This is a genomic window from Micromonospora xinjiangensis, from assembly GCF_056150165.1.
On record NZ_JAXCFO010000002.1, the window covers coordinates 857,878 to 880,151 of the forward strand.

The following is a 22,274-nucleotide window of genomic DNA, read 5'->3' on the forward strand; positions in this document are numbered from 1 at the left end:
GGACGGGTTCGCCGGTGATCAAAAGCTGCGCGTCACGTTCGATCTCCTCGATGACGCGAACCTCTTGATCAACGCGATCCGGGCGGGCGGCGCACCGGCGCTGGCGGGGTGGGGTGTACCGGTCAGTACCCGGCGCGGGTCTGGTTGATCGGGTCGGGCACACTTTGCGTGCCCCGCAGACTTTTCTAGGAGTGAGCCAGGCCGATGTCGCTGCTCGCCAGATTCAGCCTCGCCAACCGAGGGCTCGTCGCCCTCATCGCGGTGGTGGCCACGGTGTTCGGACTGTTCGCCGTGCCGTCGCTGAAGCAGCAACTGCTGCCGTCGCTGGAGTTCCCGGCCGCCTTCGTGGTGGCCCCGTACCCCGGTGCCACACCGGAGATCGTCGAATCGCAGGTCGTCGAGCCGATCGAGAACAGCCTCCAGGGCATCCCCGGGCTGGAGAAGGTCACCTCGACCTCCCGTGAGGGCATGGCCACCGTCCAGGTGCAGTACGAGTTCGGCACCGACCTGGACGACGTGGTCAACAAGATGCAGACCGCGCTCAACCGGATCGAGGCGCAGCTGCCGCAGGACGTCGACCCACAGGTCATCGCGGGCAGCACCGACGACCTGCCCGCGGTGGTCATCGCCGCGACCGGCGGCGGCGACGAGCGCGCTCTCGCCGAGAAGCTGCGCACCGGCGTCCTGCCGGAGCTGGAGGCGATCGACGGGGTCCGCACCGTCGAGCTGACCGGCACCCGCGACGACATCGTGGTCATCAAGCCGGACCTCGCGAAGCTGGCCGCCGCGAAGCTCCCGCCGACCCAGATCGGGACGGCGCTGAAGGCCAACGGCGTGGCGATCCCGGCCGGCACGGTGACCGACGGCAGCCAGTCCCTGCCGGTGCAGGTCGGCACCCCGGTGGCCACCCTCGACGACCTGCGCGGCATCGTCCTCGCCCCCGGGCCGAACCCGGTCCGGCTCGCCGACGTGGCGAGCGTCGAGGAGACGCTGGCCCCGGCCACCGCGATCACCCGCACCAACGGCGAGGAGAGCCTCGGCATCGCGGTCACCGCGTCCCCGGACGGCAACGCCGTCGAGATCTCGCACGAGATCCGGGACCGGCTCGACGCGCTCTCCGACGCGTCCGGCGCGGGGCTGACCGTGGTCTTCGACCAGGCGCCCTTCGTCGAGAAGTCGATCGAGAGCCTGACCACCGAGGGCCTGCTGGGCCTCGTGATGGCGGTCATCGTCATCCTGGTCTTCCTGCTGTCGGTCCGCTCGACCCTGGTCACCGCGGTCTCGATCCCGCTGTCGGTGCTGGTGGCGCTGATCGCGCTCTGGATCGGTGACTACTCGCTCAACCTGCTCACCCTCGGCGCGCTGACGATCGCGGTCGGCCGGGTGGTCGACGACTCGATCGTGGTGCTGGAGAACATCAAACGGCACCTGGAGTACGGCGAGCCCAAGCGCGACGCGATCCTCAACGCCGTCCGCGAGGTGGCCGGCGCGGTGACCGCGTCCACGCTCACCACGGTCGCCGTGTTCGCGCCCATCGCGCTGGTCGGCGGCTTCGTCGGGCAGCTCTTCGCGCCGTTCGCGATCACCGTGACCGTGGCGCTGCTCGCCTCGCTGCTGGTGGCCCTCACGGTCATCCCGGTGCTCGCGTACTGGTTCCTGAAGCCACCGAGCGGGACGCCGGAGAGCGCCGCGCTGCGCCGGGCCGCCGAGGAGAAGGAGCTGCGCAGCCCGTTGCAGCGGGCGTACCTGCCGGTGATCGGGTTCGCCACCCGCACCCGCCGCACCCGTTGGATCACCCTCGGGCTGGGCGTGCTGGTGCTCTTCGGCACGTTCGGGCTCGCCAGCCGCCTGGAGACGAACTTCCTCGACGACTCCGGCCAGGACACGCTGAGCATCCGGCAGGAGCTGCCGGCCGGCACCGCCCTGGCGGCCACCGACGAGGCGGCGCGCAAGGTCGAGGCGGTGCTGAAGCAGGCCGACGGCATCGAGACGTACCAGGTCACGGCCGGCGGCGGGGACATGGCGTTCCTCGGCGGCGGCCGCAACAACGTCGCCACCTGGTCCCTGGCGCTCGGCGGCGACACCGACGCCAAGCAGATGCGCGAGGAGCTGCGCGAGAAGTTCGACGACCTGGGCCCGTCCGCCGGCGAGTTCACCTTCGGCGGTGGGCAGGAGGCCTCCACCAGCCAGCTGGAGGTGGTCGTCCAGGCCGGCGACCCCGAGGTCCTCGACCGGGCCGCGAAGGCGGCGCAGGAGGCGATGGCCGGTACGCCGGACGTCGCCGACGTCACCACCAGCCTCGCCGACAGCGTGCCGCGGGTCGACGTGGCCGTGGACCGGGTGAAGGCCGCTCGGGCCGGGCTCACCGAGGCCGCCGTCGGTCAGCTCGTGGCGCAGGCGTTCCGGGGTGCCCCGCTCGGTCAGGTCACCCTCGACGGCGGGCAGCAGGACGTCGTGCTGCGCCTGTCGGACAGCGCGCCCCTCGGCATCGACCAGCTGCGGGCGCTGCCGATCGGCCCCGTCAAGCTGGGTGACATCGCCACCGTCGAGCGTGCCGAGGGCCCGCAGCAGGTGAGCCGGATCGACGGGGAGCGCAGCGTCACCGTGACCGGTACGGCCACCGGCTCGAACCTCGGCGCCACCTCCCAGGAGCTGCAGAAGCGGCTGGACGCGATCGACGTGCCGGGGGCGACGTTCGTCATCGGCGGCGTCAGCGCCGACCAGGCGGACGCCTTCGCCGACCTGGGGCTGGCGGTGCTCGCGGCCATCGCGATCGTCTTCCTGATCATGGTGGCCACGTTCGGCAGCCTGACCCAGGCGCTGATCCTGCTGATCTCGATCCCGTTCGCGGCGACCGGCGCGATCGGTTTGCTGCTGGCCACCGGGACTCCGCTCGGGGTGCCGGCGCTCATCGGTGTGCTCATGCTGGTCGGCATCGTGGTGACCAACGCGATCGTCCTGCTCGACCTCATCAACCAGTACCGGTCGCAGGGGCTGGGCGTGCGGGAGGCGGTCGTCGAGGGCGGCCGGCACCGGCTGCGGCCGATCCTGATGACCGCCGTCGCGACCATCTTCGCGCTGCTGCCGATGGCGTTCGGGCTCACCGGCGAGGGCGGGTTCATCTCGCAGCCGCTGGCGGTAGTGGTGATCGGTGGTCTGCTCAGCTCGACGCTGCTGACGCTGATCCTGGTGCCGACGCTCTACAGCATGGTGGAGAACACCAAGGAGTCGCTGCGGGAGCGGCGCGGGCGGCGCAAGGGCGGCCCGTCCGCCGCCCCGGCGGCGTCCGAAGGTGGCCCGGAGCCAGCCGCCCCGGCGGCTCCCGAGCCGGCGCTGACCGGTGCCCGCGCTGGCGGCGTCCAGCCGGCCGACGCGGCGCCACGGCCCGCTCCCTCGGCCGCGCTGGTCGACGGCACGGACCAGTTCGAGGTGCTCCGGCTGCCGAAGAGCCGTACCTCGCCGCTGCCGCCCACCGAGTAGGCGGCGAAGCACCAGCGAACGCCCCCGGCGGGTTCCGGCCCGCCGGGGGCGTTCGCGTCCGGCCGACGGGCGTACGACCGCAGGGCGTACGGCTGCGGAGTAGGGTCCTGCTCCGTGGCGTCCACCCTGTCGGTCCTCACCCGGAACCGGAACTTCCGCAACCTCTTCCTCGCCGAGCTGGTGGTCTTCGGGGCCGACTGGTTCGTCATGGTTCCGCTCCTGGTGCTGTTGCCGCAGCTCACCGGGAGCGGCGTGTGGGGGGCGCTGGTGCTGGCCGTGGACACCGGAGTCGTGGCGCTGCTGCTGCCGTTCACCGGCACGATCGCGGACCGGTTCGACCGGCGGAAGATCATGATGGTGGCGAACGTGGCGGCGCTCGTCGGGGTGCTGCTCCTGCTCGGCGTCCGTAGCGCGGACACCGCCTGGCTCGCGATGGTGGGGATCGCGGTGATCGCGGTCGCCAAGGGCTTCTACTCGCCGGCCGCCCAGGCCGCGCTGCCCAACGTGCTCGACCCCGACGAGCTGGCCGCGGGCAACGCCATCGCCGGCTCCGCCTGGGGCACGATGACGGTCGTCGGCGCCTCGCTCGGCGGTGTGCTCAGTGACCGTGTCGGGCCGTACGCCTGCTTCTGGACCGCCGCCGTCGGCCTGGCGCTCGCCGCGGCCCTGGCCGCGACGATCCGCCGGCCGTTGCAGGCGCCCCGGGAGCCCGACCTGGCGCCGCAGCGGGCGTGGGCGGCGGTGGGCGAGGCGCTCCGCTACATCGGGCACCGCCCGCGGGTGCTGGCACTGGTGACGGTGAAGTCAGCGGTCGGCCTGGGTAACGGGGTGCTGACGGTGTTCCCCCTGCTGGCCGCGGTGTACGGGGCCGGACCCGCCGGCACCGGGCTGCTCTTCGCCGTACGCGGGGCGGGCGCGCTGGTGGGGCCGATCCTGATGCGCCGGGTGCTCACCAACCGGTCCTGGCTCCTGCCCGGCCTGGCCGTGTCAATGTCCCTCTACGGGCTGGCCTACCTCGGCATCTCCGTCGTGAGCTGGTTCCCGCTGGTGCTGGTGCTGGTGTTCGTCGCCCACTTCGCCGGCGGCAGCAACTGGGTGATGTCCAACTTCGCGCTCCAGGGCGAGGTGCCGGACCGGCTGCGCGGCCGGGTCTTCGCCACCGACATGATGCTGGCGACGCTCGCCATCTCGATCAGTCAGCTCGTGGTCGCCGCGGTCGTGGACACGGTGGACGAACGGGTGGTGCTCGCCGGCTGCGGCCTGGTCACCCTGGTGTACGCCGTCGGCTGGCGGGTCGCCACCCGCCGGCTCTCCCTCACCGAGCCGGTGCCCGAGCCGGTCCGGTAGCCCGCCGAGCCGGTCCGGTAGTCGAGGGACCCGGTGAACGGGCGGTCCGGTGGCCCGGCCGGCCCGGAGCGGGGGGTCTCCGGGCCGGCCCTGCGGCGGGTCTCCGGGCCGGCCCTGCGGCGGGTCTCCGGGCCGGCCCTGCGGCGGGTCTCCGGGCTCCCGGCGGTCGAAGGGTCTCACGGGGCGGGCGGATCCGGGAGGATGTCGGTGCGGGGCCCTAGCATGAGCCGGTGCCGTTGACATTCGAAACCGGGCCGTTCCGGGTCCGGGTGCCCGCCACGAGCGCCAACCTGGGGCCGGGCTTCGACGCGCTGGGGCTCGCCCTCGGGCTCCACGACGACGTGTCCGCCGAGATCGCGTCGGAGGGTGTCCGGGTGACGGTGTCCGGGCAGGGCGCGGGGGAGCTGCCCGACGACGACGGGCACCTCCTCGTCCGGGCCATGCGCGCCGCGTTCGCGCGGCTCGGCGCGCAGCCGCCCGGGCTCGCCGTCGAGTGCGTCAACCGCATCCCGCAGGCCCGGGGGCTGGGGTCGTCGTCCGCGGCGATCGTCGCCGGGGTGCTGCTGGCCAGGGCGCTCGTGACCGGCGGCGAGCGCCACCTCGACGACGAGGCGGTGCTCCGGCTCGCCGCCGAGCTGGAGGGGCACCCCGACAACGTGGCGCCCTGTCTGCTGGGCGGTTTCACCCTGGCCTGGACGGAGCCGGCCGGCGCCCGCGCGGTCACCCGCCCGGTCGCCGAGGGCGTACGCCCCACCGTCTTCGTGCCCGCCGAGCGGGGGCTGACGGCCACCGCGCGGGCGGCGCTGCCGGCCACCGTCCCGCACGCCGACGCGGCGCTGACGGCCGGGCGGGCGGCCCTGCTCGTGCACGCGCTCACCGCCGACCCGGCGCTGCTGCTCCCGGCGACCGTCGACCGGCTGCACCAGGACTACCGCGCCGAGGGGATGCCGGCGACGGCCGCGCTGGTCAACGAGCTGCGTGCGGCGGGTGTGCCGGCTGTGGTCAGTGGGGCGGGGCCGACGGTCCTGGCCTTCCAGGAGCCGCCCGAGGGCTTCGACGCGGGAAGAGATTGGCAGGTCTGGCGGTTACCGATAGATGTCAGCGGTGCCCGGGTCGCCCGGGGTAGACTTGGACACGCCGAGCGGGACCCTGTTGCCGCAGGTCGGAAGAGTTGATTACGCTCTAGACTTAGCACAGCCGCGAAGCATGCGATCTTCCTGCGGGTCGGCGCACCCCCGAAGCTCTCGGCGGTAAGCCCGTCACCCCTGCCAAGGCCCACGCCGCACCGCAGTTTCCACAGGTCGCCGCAGACGGCGAGACCTGCTCACCGATGGTGGTGAGTTGGGAAACCGACCGGCTGCTGTGTCACAGACTCCCGCGACGCGTTCATGCGAGGCGGGTGCACCGAGGCCGCCCGGCCACCTGCTTGTCGACTCCGGGCAGTCCCGGCCTATCGAGGGAAGGAATCCATTGAGCGACACCACCGACGTGACGTCGGATGTTTCCAACGTCGCTGGCGAAGGCACCACCGCCGCGCCCGCCCGTCGTCGGCGTAGCGGCACCGGTCTGTCGGCGATGCTGCTGCCAGAGCTTCAGAGCCTGGCCGCGTCGCTCGGCATCTCCGGCACGGCTCGCATGCGCAAGGGCGAGCTGATCAGCGCGATCACCGAGCGGCAGGGCGGCGCCGCCGCCGGTACCCCTCGACCGCGGGCCGAGGTCGCGGCCGCGGCCGCTCCCGCTCGCGAAGAGGTGCACGCCGAGGTCCGGGAGACCGCGGAGCGGCCCGAGGCCGAGCGGCGCACCGCCGAGCAGGCGCCCGCCGAGCAGGCCAAGACCGAGACCGAGGGTCGCGGCCGGACGAGGCGTCGGAGTGCCGCCGAGGCGCGTGCCACCGAGACGCGCACCGAGGAGGCCGAGGCCGGCGAGCGCGCCGAGCGCGGCGAGAGCCGCGGTGGGCGTGACCGCACCGAGCGCGCTGACCGTGGTGAGCGGGCCGAGCGCGGCGCCGAGCGCGGTGAGCGTGCTGACCGTGGCGCAGAGCGCGGTGAGCGTGCCGAGCGCGGTGAGCGTGGCGCTGAGCGCGGTGAGCGTGGCGGCGAGCGTGCCGAGCGCGGTGACCGTGCCGAGCGCGGCGACCGCAACGAGCGGGCCGAGCGTGGCGAGCGCGGCGACCGTAACGAGCGTGGCGAGCGAGCCGAGCGCGGCGACCGCAACGACCGGGGCCAGCGTGCCGAGCGGGACGCCGAGGGCGAGGACGACGGCGAGGGCGGCGGCCGGCGCGGCCGGCGCAGCCGTTTCCGGGACCGTCGCCGTGGTCGCGGCGAGCGTTCCGAGGGCGACGGCGGCCGCGAGCCGCAGGTCGGCGAGGACGACGTGCTCGTGCCGGTGGCCGGCATCATCGACGTGCTCGACAACTACGCCTTCGTCCGGACCACCGGTTACCTCGCCGGCCCGAACGACGTGTACGTGTCCATGTCGCAGATCAAGAAGTACGGCCTGCGCCGCGGTGACGCGATCACCGGCGCCGTCCGGGCTGCCCGCGAGGGTGAGCAGCGGCGGGACAAGTACAACCCGCTGGTCCGCCTGGACACCATCAACGGGATGGAGCCCGAGGAGGCCAAGCGCCGGCCGGAGTTCTACAAGCTCACGCCGCTCTACCCGCAGGAGCGGCTGCGACTGGAGACCGAGCCGCACATCCTCACCACCCGGGTGATCGACCTGGTGATGCCGATCGGCAAGGGCCAGCGGGCGCTCATCGTGTCGCCGCCGAAGGCGGGTAAGACGATGGTGCTGCAGGCGATCGCCAACGCCATCACGCACAACAACCCGGAGTGCCACCTGATGGTGGTGCTGGTGGACGAGCGGCCCGAAGAGGTCACCGACATGCAGCGCTCGGTGAAGGGCGAGGTCATCGCGGCCACGTTCGACCGTCCGCCGCAGGACCACACGACGGTCGCGGAGCTCGCCATCGAGCGGGCGAAGCGCCTGGTCGAGCTGGGGCACGACGTGGTCGTGCTGCTCGACTCGGTGACCCGGCTCGGCCGGTCGTACAACCTGGCGGCACCGGCGAGCGGCCGGATCATGTCGGGTGGTATCGACTCCACCGCGCTCTACCCGCCGAAGCGGTTCCTCGGCGCGGCCCGCAACATCGAGAACGGCGGGTCGCTGACCATCCTCGCCACCGCGCTGGTCGAGACCGGCTCGATGGCCGACACGGTCATCTTCGAGGAGTTCAAGGGCACCGGTAACGCGGAGCTGAAGCTGGACCGGAAGATCGCCGACAAGCGCACCTTCCCGGCCATCGACATCCACCCGTCCGGCACGCGCAAGGAGGAGATCCTGCTCGCGCCGGAGGAGCTGGCCATCATCCACAAGCTCCGCAAGGTCCTGCACTCGCTGGACTCGCAGGCGGCGCTGGACCTGCTGCTCGACCGGTTGAAGCAGTCCCGCACCAACATCGAGTTCCTGATGCAGATCGCGAAGTCCACGCCGGGGGAGTGACCTCGCCCGGTTGAGGATCCACGAAGGGCACGGCCGAACGGCCGTGCCCTTCGTCGTGCCGTCCTGGAAGCGGTGGGATGGTTCCTCGGTGGACGGTCGCTCTCAGTAGTGGTGAGGGCGGGTCTCGGGCCGGCGGCGGGTGGAGTTTTCCTTCACGTCATGCGATGGGTATTGAAACTTCTGTTCATCGTCGGTTGACTGTCGTCCATGCGTACCCGCAGACGATCCGCCCACCTCGCCGGCGTCCTGCTGCTGACGCCGCTGATCACCCTCGCCGGTTCGCCGCCGGCCGTCGCCGCACCGAGAACCGCCGCACCGAGAACCGCCGCACCGGTCGCCGGTGGCGGCGGCACCGTCGCCGAGGACGGTCCGCGCGCCTCGTCGCTGGCCGCGGAGCCGGTCACCCTCGCCGCGCGCGCCTCCTCCGGCGTACGGACCGCGTCGGGCGTCGAGCCCGCCGGCGGCCTGGAGACCGCCAAGTCGACCCGACCGGTCGCGCCGGGAGTGCAGCTCACCTCGTTCGACCGGTACGACGCCGACGGCTGGCTGCGCGCCGACGCGCTCACCGCCGACCTGAGCGGCGGGGTCACCGTCGACTACGTCAACTCGGGCGCGGTGAGCCGCGCCGAGCCGCTGCGCGCCGCGGTGGACCGCACCCGCGCGGTCGCCGCCGTCAACGGCGACTTCTTCGACATCAACAACTCGGGCGCCGCGCAGGGCGTCGGCGTCCGCAGCGGTGAACTGATCCAGTCGGCGGTCAGCGGGCACCGCAACGCGGTGGCGGTCACGACCGAGGGCATCGGCCGCGTGGTCGAGGTGAACTTCGACGGCACGGCGACCCTGCCCACCGGCCCGGTCACGCTCACCCAGTTCAACAACATGATCCAGACGGGCGGCATCGGCGTGTTCACCGCGCTCTGGGGGACGTACACCCGGGAACGTGCGGTCGCGGGTGCGACCCGCGTCACGGAGGTCGTCGTGGTCGACGGCCGCGTGGCGAGCGTGAGCCCGGCGGCCGGCACCGGGCCGATTCCCGCCGGCACCACCATCATGCTCGGCCGGGAGGCCGGCGCCGACGCGCTCGCCGCGCTGCGGCCCGGTGACCCGGTCGAGGTCGCCTGGCAGCCCAAGCCGGCCGACGGCAAGACGCTGCACGCCGCCGTCGGCGGCGGCAACGTGCTGGTCCGCGACGGCGTCGTGCAGACCATCTCCGACACCTCGCTGGCCCCGCGCACGGCCGTCGGCTTCAGCGCCGACGGTCGTAAAATGATCATGCTGACCGTGGACGGGCGGCAGCTCGACAGTCGGGGCGTGACCCAGACCGAGATGGGCCGCATGATGGCCGAGCTGGGCGCGCACACGGCGCTGAACCTCGACGGCGGCGGCTCGTCCACGCTGCTCGCCCGCGAGCCGGGCGCAACCGCCGTCCAGGTGGAGAACAGCCCGTCGGACGGCGCCGAGCGGGCCGTCCCGAACGGTCTCGCGCTCTACGCCCCGCAGGGCAGCGGGCGACTGACCGGCTACTGGGTGGAGACGGCCAGTGACCCCACCGCCGCACCGGGCGTCTCCCCGGTCCGCGGTGGCCGTCCGGACCGGGTCTTCCCCGGGCTCACCCGCCGGCTCACCGCCGCCGGCTACGACGAGACGTACGGCCCGGCGGCTGGCACGCCGACCTGGCGGGCGACCCCGGCGGTGCACGGCCTGGTGGACCGCGACGGCGTGTTCCGCGCCCTGGTCCCCGGCACCTCGACCGTCACCGCCCACCGTGGCGGCGCCACCGGCACCATCGACCTCACCGTGGTCGGGCCGCTCGACCGGATCGACTCGACGGTGGAGCGGGTCGGCCTCACCGGTCGGGACGGCGGCGCGGTGTTCGGCGTGGTGGGCTACGACGCCGAGGGGAACACCGCCCCCATCGAGCCGGCCGACCTCAGGCTGGAGTACGACCACGACCTGCTGCGGGTAGCCCCGGCGGCCGACGGCACCCTCGCGGTGACCGCAATGCGCGACTCCGGCGCCGGCCTCATCACCGTCCATGTCGGACGGAAGAGCGTCAGCGTCCCGGTCACCGTCGGCCTGACCGACCAGCCGGTGGCCGACTTCGAGGACGCCTCGGCGTGGAAGTTCAGCCAGGCACGGGCGAGCGGCTCGGTCGCCCCGGCGCCCGGGCACACCGGCACGGGCCTGAAGCTGTCGTACGACTTCAGCCAGTCGACCGGCACGCGGGCCGCGTACGCGGACCCACCGGCCTGGATCGAGGTGCCCGGCCAGCCGCAGGCGTTCGGTATGTGGATCCACGGCAACGGTAAGGGCGAGTGGCCGAGCCTGCACCTGCACGACGCCCAGGACACCCAGCACGTGCTCCGCGGCCCCTACATCACCTGGACCGGGTGGCGGTACGTCGAGTTCGCCGTTCCGGCCGGCGTGCAGTACCCGGTGCGGGTGCGACGCTTCTACGTGGCGGAGACCAACGCCGCCGCCCAGTACACCAGCGAGATCGTCATCGACGACCTCGTGGCCAAGGTGCCGCCGTCGGTCGACGTGCCCGCCGAGGCTCCCCGCACCGATCGGGTGGTGGTCTCCGACGGCACGGTCGACGGCGCGCCCTGGCGCTTCGCGGTGATGTCCGACGCCCAGTTCGTCGCCGCCGACCCGGACAGCGACCTGGTCGCCCAGGCCCGCCGTACGCTGCGCGAGATCAAGGCCGCCCGGCCGGACTTCCTGGTCATCAACGGCGACCTGGTGGACACCGCGTACCCGGCGGACTTCGCGCTCGCGAGGCGGCTGCTGGACGAGGAGTTGGGTGACGCGCTGCCCTGGTACTACGTGCCGGGCAACCACGAGATCATGGGCGCGCCCATCAGCAACTTCCAGGCCGTGTTCGGCGACACCCACCGGGCTTTCGACCACAAGGGCACCCGGTTCGTCACCCTGAACACGTCCACCGGCTCGCTGCGCGGCGGCGGGTTCGACCAGGTGCGGATGCTGCGCGAGGCGCTCGACTCCGCGGCCGGCGATCCGGCGGTCGGGTCGGTCGTCGTCCTGCACCACCACCCGCCCCGCGACCCGAGCCCGGCCAAGGCGAGCCAGCTCGGCGACCGGAAGGAGGCGGCGCTGCTGGAGCAGTGGCTGGCCGATTTCCAGCACCGCACCGGCAAGGGCGCCCTCTTCGTGGGCGGGCACGTCGGCACGTTCCACGCCGAGCGGGTGGACGGGGTGCCGTACGTCATCAACGGCAACTCCGGCAAGACACCGTCCACTCCCGCCGACCGGGGCGGCTTCACGGGCTGGACGGAGTTCGGTGTCGACCCGGTCAGCCGGCAGGAGGCCGAGCAGGCCCGCCGGAGTCCGCTGGCCGAGGGGCCGCGCTGGGTCGAGGCCGAGGTCCACGCGCACACCGACCGGCTCGCGGTCGGCGCTCCGGCCCGCGTCGCGGTCGGTACCCCGGTGACCGTCACCGCCACGCTCACCCAGCCGGGCGGGCGGGCCGTGCCGGTGGCCGCCCCGGTGAGCGCCGACTGGTCGGCCTCGCCGAACGTGCACGTCGGCCCGGTGACCGGGCTGCGTCCGTGGCACGTGGCCTGGTTCGACCCGGCCACCGGTCGGCTCGCCGCGCTGCGTTCCGGCGCCTCGCTGGTGCTCGCGGTGACCGTCAACGGCGTGCGCGCCGAGGCGGCCCTCACCACCGCGGCGCGCGCCGCGGCCTGACCGGGCGGAAGGGCCCCCGGTCGGTGGGGGCCCTTCCGCTCCGCTCAGAAGTCGCCCTCGGCCACCTGGAAGACGGTCAGGCCCAGGGAGCGCCACATCCGGACGACCTGGACCCGGTCGTCGAAGACGCCGACCACCCGGTAGCGGTCGCGCACCTCCCGCTCGTATATCTCCCGTTTGACCACCGCGTCCTTCCGGGAGTCGCCGACGGCCCGCAGATGCAGCGCGAGGTACGGCACCCGGACGTGTCGCTCCAGCCACGCCACCGTGTCGTCCCGTGCCGAGGCGTCCCGGCCGGAGCAGAAGACCACGCCGTACCCGGCGGCGTGCATCGCCCGGACCGCGGCGATCACCGCCTCGTTCGGCCGGTCCTCGCCGACCCGGGTCATGTCGTACGGGCTGCGGGAGACGTTCAGGGCCACGGTGCCGTCGATGTCCACGAGGACGATCTCCGCCGGCTCGGTGACGGCGGCCCGCACCCGTTTCGGGTGGCCGGCGCGGGCCTGTGGCACGGGCAGGGGGAGGGGGCGGCCCGCCAGGTAACGCTCGTGCAGCCGGCGGATCGCGGCCTCACCGACCCGGTCGCCCTCCGGCCGCTCGGCGTCGCGGCGCAGGCACTCCTCCAACGGCACGTCCGTGAAGTCGTGCACCTCGAACTCGGCGCCGTACCGGGCGGCCAGCTCCGCCCAGTCCCGCAGCGTCCGCGCGCGCAGGTTGGTGTCGTCCACGCAGACGTCGGCCCGGGCGCGCAGCAGCGCCTCCACCTGGGCCCGCTGGGCCGTGGTCACCTGCGCCTCCGCCCACTGCGTGAAGAGCCGCTCGCCGTGCAGCATCCGGCGCAGGTCGTCCCGGTTCACCCGCACCACCGACGGCTGGAGCGTACGGGCGAAGCTGGTCTTCCCCGAGGCGGGCAGCCCGCGGGTCGCGATCAGGCGGGGCATCCCGCGTCACCTCCGTGTTCGTTCGGCTGTGGTGGTCATTGCACGACACCGGGCGCGGTTCGGGTACGTCGGGGCGTACCCCGGTCGGGACACGTGCCCGCCGTGCCGCCTGTCGGTGAATGCCCGGCCGACCGGCGGGAATTCCGCGAGGGTGCCGGGCGTTGTCGATGCCGGACCGCTGTGCCGCCCGGTGACGGGCCTCGCGCCCGCCCGATGACGGGTCCGGCGCGCGCCCATGGCACACTGGTCAATCGGCCACCGGTTCCGGTTCACGCCCGAGCTCGTCGCACCTGCGGCGGGCGGCGACGGCGACCCGGCGACCACCGACGAAAGGACCGAGGCGACATGAAGCCCAACATCCACCCGGAGTACGTGACCACCGAGGTCCGCTGCTCCTGCGGCAACACGTTCACGACCCGCAGCACCGCCAAGGGCGGCTCGATCAACGTCGAGACCTGCAGCGCGTGCCACCCGTTCTACACCGGTAAGCAGCGCGTGCTGGACACCGCCGGCCGGGTCGCCAAGTTCCAGCAGAAGTACGCCAAGGTTCAGGCCAAGAAGGCCAAGTAACTCCTCGTTCGGCGCCCGCGTCCGGTTTCGTCCGGACGCGGGCGCCGTCCGTATGTCCGCCGGTTTCCGGCCGTACCGTCCGTCCCGCGTCGAAGGAGCATCCGCAGCATGAGCAGCGAGCGTCTGGCCGCCCTCCTCGACGAGTACGCGGACCTGGAGAAGCGGCTGGCCGACCCGGCCATCCACGCCGACCAGGCCACCGCGCGCCGGGTCGGCCGGCGGTACGCCGAGCTGGTGCCGCTGCACAAGGCCGCAGGTGAGCTGGCGCAGGCCCGTGCCGACCTGGCCGCGGCCCGCGAGCTGGCCGCCGAGGACCCCTCCTTCGCCGCCGAGGCCGACTCGATCGCGGCGACCCTGCCGGCGCTCGAGGAGCGCCTCGCGGAGCTGCTGATCCCGCGCGACCCGCACGACGCCAAGGACGTGATCGTCGAGATCAAAGCCGGCGAGGGCGGTGAGGAGTCGGCGCTCTTCGCGGGCGACCTGCTGCGGATGTACACCCGGTACGCGGAGCGCCGGGGCTGGCTGGTCGAGGTGATCGACGCGCAGGACTCGGACCTGGGCGGCGTGAAGGACGTCTCGCTGGCGATCAAGACCAAGGGCGTGCCGGAGGGCGGCAACGGCGTCTGGTCCCGCCTCAAGTGGGAGGGCGGGGTGCACCGGGTGCAGCGCGTTCCGGTCACCGAGTCGCAGGGCCGGATCCACACCAGCGCGGCCGGCGTCCTGGTGCTGCCCGAGGCCGAGGAGGTCGACGTCACGATCGACCCGAACGAGCTGCGGATCGACGTGTTCCGCTCGTCCGGCCCGGGTGGGCAGTCGGTGAACACCACCGACTCGGCAGTGCGGATCACCCACCTGCCGACGGGCATCGTGGTCTCCTGCCAGAACGAGAAATCGCAGTTGCAGAACCGCGAGCAGGCGATGCGGATCCTGCGGGCCCGGCTGCTCGCCGCCGCCCAGGAGCAGGCCGACGCGGCCGCCTCGGACGCGCGCAAGGCGCAGGTGCGTACCGTCGACCGCTCGGAGCGGATCCGCACGTACAACTTCCCGCAGAACCGGATCACCGACCACCGGATCGGCTACACGGCGTACAACCTGGACCTGGCCCTCGCCGGTGACCTGGACGGCGTGCTGGACGCGTTGGCCGACGCCGACCGCGCCGCCCGCCTGGCCGGCGCCCCCGACCTGACCCGCCGCTGACCACGGGCGGAGGGGTCAGGAGGCGCGGGGGCGGGTCTTGGCGCGGAGCATCTCGCGGTCGGCGATCTCGAACGCGGTGCGGAGGGCGTCGCGCAGCGCCGGCCCGCTGCCGGAGACCTCGGCGAAGCCGATGCTCACCCCGACCGGGGTGCCCGGGACCAGTGACTCCCAGTCCTCGCTGGCCACCGCCGCGCCGATCCGGCGGGCCACCTCGGCGGCCTCGCTCATGCCGGCGCCGGGGAGCACCACCACGAACTCGTCGCCGCCGTAGCGGGCCACGAAGTCGCCCCGGCGCATCACCCGGTTGATCACCCCGGCGATGCGCTGGAGCACCAGGTCGCCCGAGTGGTGCCCGTGCCGGGTGTTGACGGCCTTGAAACCGTCCAGGTCACAGACCCCGATGACCACCTGCTCGCCACGCGCCACCACGCTCGCGATGTAGCGCTCCAGCCGGCGGCGGTTGGGCAGCCCGGTCAGCGGGTCGGTCAGCGCCTCGCCCTCGTAGCGGGCCGCCTCCCGGCGCATCTCCTCGTGGTCGATGCGGGCGGCGATGCCGTCGATGTAGACGTCGCGCAGCCGGTCGTTGCGCTGTGCCGCCAGCCGGAACGCCAGCCGGTCCGCCCGGTGCGCCGCCGCGTGGTCGCCGGCCCGTGCCAGCGCGATGCTGCGCAGCCGGGCGGGCTCGGCCGCGCCGAGCGTCTCACTGGAGACGCGGACGGTGTCCAGCCGGGTCACCGCCTCGATCGGCCGGCCGGCGGCGATGGCGAGGCAGACGTGACCGAGATCGCGCATGTCCCGCGCCCGGGCGCTGTCCCCGCCGTGCGCCAGCAGTCGGGCCGGATCGGCGTCGCCGCCGCGGTCGATCTCGTCACCGAGCGCGGCCCGGCGGGCCGCGGCGTAGCCGTACGCGGCGAGGCTGCTCGGTCGCAGCCGAGCGGCCCGCCCGCCGTGCAGGAAGCGGGCGAGGTCGCCCGCCACGTCGCGCAGCACGCGCAGGCAGCCGTCGCTGTCGCCGTTGTGGTCCAGCGCGACGGCGTTGCGCAGGCGGATGCCCGGGGCGGCGAAGGTCTCCTCGGGGATCCCGGCGGCCAGGCCGAGTTGCCGGGCCCGCTCGATGGCCCCGAGGGCGTAGCCGTGGAAGCTCAGGTAGGAGTAGGCCATGGCGAGGTCGTGCCAGCCCCAGGCGGTGTCCCGGTCCGGGTCCTCGACGGCGCCCAGCGCGCGGGCGGCCTTCACGAGATGGGTCACGCAGCGGTCGAGTGCGCCCTGGTGGTGGGCGGCGAGCGCCGCCAGCGCGTTGAGGTGCCCGTGCAGGTAGGGCTCGGCGAGGTCGCGCACGGCCGCGGACGCCTCCTCGATGGCCCGCGTGAACTCCGCCGTGCGACCGAGATTGATCAGGGCGCAGAGGCGCTGCACGAGCGCGTCGGCCCGGGCGCGCGGGTCGGTCGTGGTGCGCAGGACGGTGTCGAGCACGGTGTACGCCTCGGCGGACCGGCTGGCCTCCTGCAACGCCCGTGACTGCGTCAGCGCGTCAACCTGGTCTTCGACCCGGTCGAGCCAACCCACCGGCGACCTCCTGTCGGCGTGCGTCTGTACGCACCCGCTCGTGACGTGACCGCGACGCTTCATGATTATGTCGTGACCACCGAGCCGCAACACCCCTCCGAAGGGACGAACCGGATCCGGCCATCGACCGCCGTCGCCCGGGCGGCCCGGCTCCTCGCCGACGCCGGCGTCGAGGCGGCCCGCACCGAGGCGGAGCTGCTCGCCGCGTACGTGCTGGAGGTGCCGCGCGGCCGGCTCGCGCTCGCCGACGGGTTCGACGACGCCGCGCTCGCCGCCTTCGACGCGCTGGTGGCCCGGCGGGCCGACCGTGAGCCGTTGCAGCACCTCACCGGCAATGCCGCGTTCCGGCGGCTGGAGCTCGCGGTCGGGCCGGGCGTCTTCGTGCCCCGGCCGGAGACCGAGCTGCTCGCCGGGTGGGGGATCGAGCGGGGACGGGAGCGGGACGCGCCGCTGGTGGTGGACCTGTGCAGCGGTTCCGGGGCGATCGCCCTCGCGGTGGCCCAGGAGCTGCCCGCCGCCCGGGTCGTCGCCGTCGAGCGGTCCCCGGGCGCGCTGCGCTGGCTGCGCCGCAACGCGGCGGACCGCGCCGCGGCCGGGGACCGGCCCATCGAGGTGGTGGCGGCGGACGTCACCGCCCCGGACCTGCTCGACGACCTCGTCGGGCGGGTCGACGTGCTGCTCTGCAACCCCCCGTACGTGCCCTCGGACACCGTCGTGGCCCCGGAGGTGGCGGGTCACGACCCGGCCGAGGCGGTCTTCGGCGGTGTGGACGGGCTGGCGGTGATCCGCCCGGTGGTCGCCCGCGCGGCGGCGCTGCTGCGGGACGGTGGCGTGCTCGGGATCGAGCACGACGACACGCACGGGGCGGACGTGCCGGCGCTGCTCGTCGCGGACGGCCGGTTCACCGCGGTCACCGACCACCGGGACCTCACCGGCCGCCCCCGGTTCGCCACCGCGTCCCGACGTGCGGACGGCCGTCGCTCCGACGTGCGCCCGGCGTGGCAGACTGGCTCCTCGTGATGCTCTACGACTGCCGGTCGCCCGCCGACCGGGACCGCGGCATCGCCGCGGCCATCGAGGCCGTCAAGAACGGCGAACTGGTCGTCCTGCCGACGGACACCGTCTACGGCATCGGCGCGGACGCGTTCACCCCGTACGCCGTCAAGGCACTGCTGGACGCCAAGGGCCGGGGACGGCAGATGCCGCCGCCGGTGCTGATCGGGTCCCGGCACACGCTCGACGGCCTGGTCCTCTCGCTGCCCCGGGCGGCCCGCGACCTGGTCGAGGCGTTCTGGCCGGGGGCGCTGACCATCGTGGTCGAGCACGCGCCGAGCCTGCAGTGGGACCTCGGTGACAAGACGGGCACGGTCGCGGTGCGGATGCCGCTGCACCCGGTCGCGCTGGAGGTGCTGCGCGAGACCGGGCCGATGGCCGTGTCCTCGGCGAACAAGACCGGCCAGCCGGCCGCGGTCACCGCCGAGGAGGCGCGCGACCAGCTCGGCTACTCGGTCCGCGCCTACCTGGAGGCGGGCCCCTGCCCGGACCCGGTGCCGAGCACGATCGTCGACCTCACCGGTGAGGTGCCGCAGGTCCTGCGTCAGGGGGCCATCCCGCTGGAGAAGCTGCGCGACGTGGTGCCGGACATCGTCGAGGGGGTCTAGGTGCCACCGTTCACCGTGCTGCACGTCTGCATGGGAAACATCTGCCGCTCGCCGATGGCGGAGCGGCTGCTCGCCCTGGCGGTGCGGGAGCGGCTGGCCCGGCGTGGGCTCGACCCGGCGGGCGCGGACGGGCTGGTGCACAGCCACAGCGCCGGCACGGGCGGGTGGCACGCCGGTGAGGAGATGAACCCGCCGGCGGCACGGCAGGTCACGTCCCGGGGTGGTGACGTCGAGGGGTTCGCGGCCCGCAAGCTGCGCTCGGAGCACATCGACGCCGCCGATCTGGTGCTGACCGCGACGGCCGACCAGCAGGAGTACGTGGTGGCACTGCGCCCCGACGCGGCCGCGCGCACGTTCGTGCTGGGGGAGTTCGGCCGGCTGCTCGGCGCCGTGCCGGCGGCCGGGCTGCCGCCGGTCGAGGAGGCGACCCCGGACGCCGTGCACGCGCGGGGGGTGGCGCTGGTGGCGGCGGCGCACGAGGCCCGCCAGGGTGCGGGCCCGCTGAGCACGGACGACCTGGACGATCCGTGGGGCCGGGGCGACCAGTGCTTCAGCCGGGTGGCCGACGAGATCGAGGAGACGGTGCAGCCGCTCGCCGCGGCCCTCGTCCCCTGACATCCCTCCTCGCGAATTTCCTCCGGGTTTGGGGCAAACAAACCGCATTACGGTGCATTCGGGGTCATTCTGAACGGGTCCTAGCGTGACCGGCTCCTGCGGGGAGAGCTGATGATCCGGGCCCATCTCGACAAAGTGCTGACCGTACTGATCGCCGGCGTGCTCGCCGGTCTGGTGTTGGCGGGAGCGGCGCTGCCGGTCGCGCTGGTGTTCGGGATCGGGTTCAGCGCGCTCTCCACGCCCTACTCGGAGCTGCCCAACACGCTCCGGACGCCGCCCACCGCCCAGCGCTCCAACCTCTACGCCAACGACGGCACCACCCTGATCACGTCCTTCTACCAGGAGGACCGGGTGGACGTGCCGCTGCGGGAGGTGGCCCCGGTGATGCGGCAGGCGATCGTCGCCGCCGAGGACGTCCGGTTCTACCAGCACCGCGGGGTCGACCTGCGCGGGGTGGCGCGGGCCTTCACCGTCAACCAACGCGACGGCGAGACCCGGCAGGGCGCCTCGACGCTGACCATGCAGTACGTCCGCAACGTGCTGAGCACCGACCCCCGCCTCTCCGAGGAGCAGCGCCGGGCGGCCACCGAGGTGACCAGCGCCCGCAAGGTCCAGGAGATGCGGTACGCCCTCGCCCTGGAACGGGAGCTGGACAAGGAGGAGATCCTCACCCGGTACCTGAACATCGCGTACTTCGGGGCGGGGGCCTACGGGATCGCGGCGGCGAGCAAGCGGTTCTTCTCGAAGGCGCCGGCGGACCTCACCCTTCCCGAGGCGGCCCTGTTGGCCGGGCTGGTGCGCTCACCCCACACCGACGAGCCGATCAACGGCGACGCCGACGCCGCCCTCGGCCGCCGGGCGTACGTGCTGGACCGGATGGTGGAGACCGGCCACGTCCCGCCGGACCAGGCGGCACGGGCCAAGGCGGCGCCGCTGGACCTGCGCCCCAGCGAGACCCCGAACGACTGCACGGCCGTCCCGGCGGAGCACAACGACTGGGGCTACTTCTGCGACTGGTTCACCCGGTGGTGGAGCGCCCAGCCCGCGTTCGGGGCCACGACCGACGAGCGGCAGCGTGCCCTGCGGCGGGGCGGGTTCTCGATCGTGTCCTCGCTCGACCCGGCCGTGCAGCGCGCCACGGTCGAGCAGGTGCTGAAGGTCTATCCGCGTACCGACCGGCGGGCCGCGCCGACCGCCGTGGTCCAGCCCGGCACCGGCCGGGTGCTGGCCATGGCCGTGAACCGCACGTACAGCGTCGACGACAACCCGGCCGGGCAGAAGAACCACCCGAACACGGTCAACCAGCTGGTGGCCGGGGGCGGGGCGATCGAGGGCTACCAGGGCGGGTCGACGTTCAAGCTCTTCACCATGCTCGCCGCGCTGGAGTCCGGCCTGCCGCTGCGCACCGAGTACGACGCGCCCGGCCGGCTGGTCACCCGCTATCCGGTCACCGGTGGGGCGAGCTGCGACGGGCGCTGGTGCCCCGAGAACTCCTCCGTGGCGGTCGACGGCCGGCACGACATGTGGACCGCCTTCGGCAACTCGGTCAACACCTACTTCGCCTGGCTCATCGAGCGCGTCGGCGCGGACCGGGTGGTCGAGATGGCGCAGCGGCTCGGCATCGTCTTCCGCGCCCCGAACGACGCCCAGCTCGCGCGGACCGGCGCGAAGGACTGGGGGCCCTTCACCCTCGGCGTCTCCGCCACGACGCCGCTCGACCTGGCCGGGGCGTACGCCACGGTGGCGGCCGAGGGCACGTGGTGCGCGCCGCTGCCCGTGGTGTCGATAACCGACTCGGACGGCCGGCCGGTGGCCGCCGCCCAGCCGGACTGCCGACAGGTGATCGACACGGACGTGGCCCGCGCGGCCGCGGACGCCGCCCGCTGCCCGGTCGGCGACCAGTCCATGTACCACTCGTGCGCCGGCGGCACGGCGGAGGACCTGCACCGGCGGCTGGGCCGGCCGGTGGGCGGAAAGACGGGCAGCTCCGAGCGGTACGAGACGGAGACGGTGGTCGCCTTCACCCCGCAGCTCGCGGTTGCCGCGATGGCCGCGAACCCGGACGACCCCCGGGACGCGGTCGGCCGGGCCGTGCAGTCCCAGCTGGTGGCGGCGGTCGGCGAGGTGCTCTCGTTCGGCCTGCGCGACGAGCCGGTACGCGACTTCGTGCCACCGAGCGAGCGGACCGCCTTCGACGTCACCGGTCCCCGGGACGGGAACTGACGTCGCCGTCCCGCTCCGCGCCGCGGGCGATGTTGCGGGCCATCCCCCCGAAGATCACCGTGTGGAAGGGCGTCACCGCGCCCCAGTAGGCGTGCCCGGCCAGCCCCCGGGGCAGGAAGACCGCGCGCTGCTGGTAGCGGCTGCGCCCACCCTCGGCCGGCAGCGCCCGCATCTCCAGCCAGGCCCGGCCGGGCAGCCGCATCTCCGCGCGCAGCCGCAGCAGCTTCCCCGGCTCGATCTCCTCGACCCGCCAGAAGTCCAACGCCTCGCCGAGCTGGAGCCGGTGCGGGTCGCGTCGCCCCCGGCGCAGCCCCACGCCACCGGCCAGCCGGTCCAGCCAGCCCCGCACCGACCAGGCCAGCGGGAACGAGTACCAGCCGTGCTCGCCGCCGACCCCCTCGATGATCCGCCAGAGGGCCTCCGGTGGCGCGTCGACCACCCGCTCCCGCATGTCGGTGTAGGCGGTGCCGCCGGACCAGGCCGGGTCGCTGGGCAGCGGCTCGGCCGGGGCGTCCGGCCCGCTCGCGGTCGACCAGCGGGTCTCCACCTGGGCGTCGCGCACCCGCGCCAGGGCCAGCTCGATCGACCGGTCGAAGCCGGTCAGCCCCTCGGGCGGGTCGGGGACGTACGCGGCGATGTCGTGCTCGTGCGCGACCGCCTCGTGGATGAGGCTCTCGATGAGGGGCCGGGCGATCGCGTTCGGCACCGGGGTGACCATCCCCACCCAGTACGACGACAGGGTGGGGGTGAGCGGCCGGACCGGCACGATGACCCTCCGGCGCAGCCCGGCGACCCGGGCGTAGCGCTGGATCATCTCCCCGAAGGTCAGCACGTCCGGCCCGCCGATGTCGAAGGCGCGGTTGACCTCGGGCGGCAGGTCGGCGCAGCCGACCAGGTAGCGCAGCACGTCCCGGACCGCGATCGGCTGGATCCGGTTGCCCACCCAGCGCGGCGTCACCATCGCCGGCAGCCGCTCGGTGAGGTACCGCAGCATCTCGAAGGAGGCCGAGCCGGACCCCATGATCACCGCTGCCCGGAGCACCGCCGTCGGCACTCCGCTGGCCAGCAGGATCCGCCCGACCTCGGCCCGGGAGCGCAGGTGGGCGGAGGCGGCCCCGCCGCCGTCCGGTGGCCGCGGCCCGCCGAGGTAGACGATCCGGCGTACCCCCGCCGCGCGGGCCGCCGCCGCGAAGGCCTCCGCCGCCTCCCGGTCGGCCGACTCGAACCCGGCCTGGCCGAGCGAGTGCACCAGGTAGTAGGCGACCTCCACGTCCGCGAACGCGGCCGGCAGCGTCTCGGGGCGACGCAGGTCGCCCTCGGCGATCTCTGCGTCGGCGGCCCACGGCACGTCGCGCAGCCGACCGGCGTGGCGGGCCAGGCAGCGCACCTCATGGCCCTCAGCGAGCAGGCGTGGGGCCAACCGTCCGCCGATGTAACCGGTCGCGCCGGTGACCAGGCATCTCAC

14 protein-coding genes are annotated in these 22,274 nt (G+C 73.8%); 11 read left to right on the forward strand and 3 right to left on the reverse strand.

What is annotated here, in order from left to right; genetic code table 11:
• Positions 1–204: 204 nt before the first annotated feature.
• The 5 genes from SM573_RS10865 (at position 205) to SM573_RS10885 (ending at position 12,036) form a co-directional block, all read left to right on the forward strand.
• Positions 205–3,480, forward strand: a complete 3,276-nt coding sequence (locus tag SM573_RS10865) for an efflux RND transporter permease subunit (protein ID WP_474613782.1) — start codon at positions 205–207, stop codon at positions 3,478–3,480.
• 114 nt (positions 3,481–3,594) lie between these two features.
• Positions 3,595–4,827 (forward strand): MFS transporter, encoded by a 1,233-nt coding sequence (locus SM573_RS10870; protein WP_474613783.1) that lies wholly within the window; start codon positions 3,595–3,597, stop codon positions 4,825–4,827.
• A 230-nt stretch (positions 4,828–5,057) separates the two neighbouring features.
• The gene (gene thrB / locus SM573_RS10875) at positions 5,058–6,002 is read left to right on the forward strand and encodes a homoserine kinase (protein ID WP_474613784.1); all 945 of its coding nucleotides are present in this window, start codon (positions 5,058–5,060) and stop codon (positions 6,000–6,002) included.
• Between the two features lie 295 nt (positions 6,003–6,297).
• Entirely contained in the window at positions 6,298–8,328 is a 2,031-nt protein-coding gene (gene rho, locus SM573_RS10880; protein WP_474615990.1) for a transcription termination factor Rho, read from the forward strand.
• Between the two features lie 207 nt (positions 8,329–8,535).
• Complete coding sequence (locus tag SM573_RS10885) at positions 8,536–12,036, forward strand: phosphodiester glycosidase family protein (protein ID WP_474615991.1); 3,501 nt, start codon at positions 8,536–8,538, stop codon at positions 12,034–12,036.
• Between the two features lie 44 nt (positions 12,037–12,080).
• Here SM573_RS10885 and SM573_RS10890 read toward each other — a convergent pair whose 3' ends face one another.
• Complete coding sequence (locus tag SM573_RS10890) at positions 12,081–12,977, reverse strand: phosphatase domain-containing protein (protein WP_474615992.1); 897 nt, start codon at positions 12,975–12,977, stop codon at positions 12,081–12,083.
• A gap of 345 nt (positions 12,978–13,322) precedes the next feature.
• Between SM573_RS10890 and rpmE the strand changes: the two genes are divergently transcribed.
• Both rpmE and prfA read left to right on the forward strand, forming a co-directional pair.
• Positions 13,323–13,547, forward strand: coding sequence for a 50S ribosomal protein L31 (gene rpmE / locus SM573_RS10895; protein WP_474613788.1), 225 nt, complete (start codon positions 13,323–13,325; stop codon positions 13,545–13,547).
• A 108-nt stretch (positions 13,548–13,655) separates the two neighbouring features.
• Positions 13,656–14,744, forward strand: a complete 1,089-nt coding sequence (gene prfA / locus SM573_RS10900) for a peptide chain release factor 1 (RefSeq protein WP_474613789.1) — start codon at positions 13,656–13,658, stop codon at positions 14,742–14,744.
• 15 nt (positions 14,745–14,759) lie between these two features.
• On the opposite strand, the gene SM573_RS10905 is transcribed toward prfA, so the two are convergent.
• A complete protein-coding gene (locus tag SM573_RS10905) occupies positions 14,760–16,310 on the reverse strand; it encodes a GGDEF domain-containing protein (RefSeq protein ID WP_474613790.1) in 1,551 nt (516 codons plus the stop codon).
• A gap of 72 nt (positions 16,311–16,382) precedes the next feature.
• Between SM573_RS10905 and prmC the strand changes: the two genes are divergently transcribed.
• The 4 genes from prmC (at position 16,383) to SM573_RS10925 (ending at position 20,809) form a co-directional block, all read left to right on the forward strand.
• Positions 16,383–17,330, forward strand: a complete 948-nt coding sequence (gene prmC / locus SM573_RS10910) for a peptide chain release factor N(5)-glutamine methyltransferase (RefSeq protein ID WP_474615993.1) — start codon at positions 16,383–16,385, stop codon at positions 17,328–17,330.
• Complete coding sequence (locus SM573_RS10915; protein WP_474613832.1) at positions 17,330–17,971, forward strand: L-threonylcarbamoyladenylate synthase; 642 nt, start codon at positions 17,330–17,332, stop codon at positions 17,969–17,971. Before prmC ends, SM573_RS10915 begins: the two co-directional genes overlap by 1 nt.
• The gene (locus tag SM573_RS10920) at positions 17,972–18,586 is read left to right on the forward strand and encodes an arsenate reductase/protein-tyrosine-phosphatase family protein (protein WP_474613792.1); all 615 of its coding nucleotides are present in this window, start codon (positions 17,972–17,974) and stop codon (positions 18,584–18,586) included.
• 111 nt (positions 18,587–18,697) lie between these two features.
• Positions 18,698–20,809, forward strand: coding sequence for a transglycosylase domain-containing protein (locus tag SM573_RS10925; RefSeq protein ID WP_474613793.1), 2,112 nt, complete (start codon positions 18,698–18,700; stop codon positions 20,807–20,809).
• Here the strand turns inward: SM573_RS10925 and SM573_RS10930 are convergent.
• Positions 20,784–22,274 carry an SDR family oxidoreductase gene (locus SM573_RS10930; RefSeq protein WP_474615994.1) on the reverse strand — a complete coding sequence of 497 codons (1,491 nt, stop codon included), beginning with the start codon at positions 22,272–22,274 and terminating at the stop codon, positions 20,784–20,786. The two genes, SM573_RS10925 and SM573_RS10930, sit on opposite strands and share 26 nt — an antisense overlap.

Bases quoted from the DNA above. Each gene is read 5' to 3' on its own strand.
- SM573_RS10865 (WP_474613782.1), top strand. From the start codon at position 205: ATGTCGCTGCTCGCCAGATTCAGCCTCGCCAACCGAGGGCTCGTCGCC.
- SM573_RS10885 (WP_474615991.1), top strand. From the start codon at position 8,536: ATGCGTACCCGCAGACGATCCGCCCACCTCGCCGGCGTCCTGCTGCTG.
- SM573_RS10890 (WP_474615992.1), bottom strand. From the start codon at position 12,977: ATGCCCCGCCTGATCGCGACCCGCGGGCTGCCCGCCTCGGGGAAGACC.
- rpmE (WP_474613788.1), top strand. From the start codon at position 13,323: ATGAAGCCCAACATCCACCCGGAGTACGTGACCACCGAGGTCCGCTGC.
- prfA (WP_474613789.1), top strand. From the start codon at position 13,656: ATGAGCAGCGAGCGTCTGGCCGCCCTCCTCGACGAGTACGCGGACCTG.
- SM573_RS10915 (WP_474613832.1), top strand. From the start codon at position 17,330: ATGCTCTACGACTGCCGGTCGCCCGCCGACCGGGACCGCGGCATCGCC.
- SM573_RS10925 (WP_474613793.1), top strand. From the start codon at position 18,698: ATGATCCGGGCCCATCTCGACAAAGTGCTGACCGTACTGATCGCCGGC.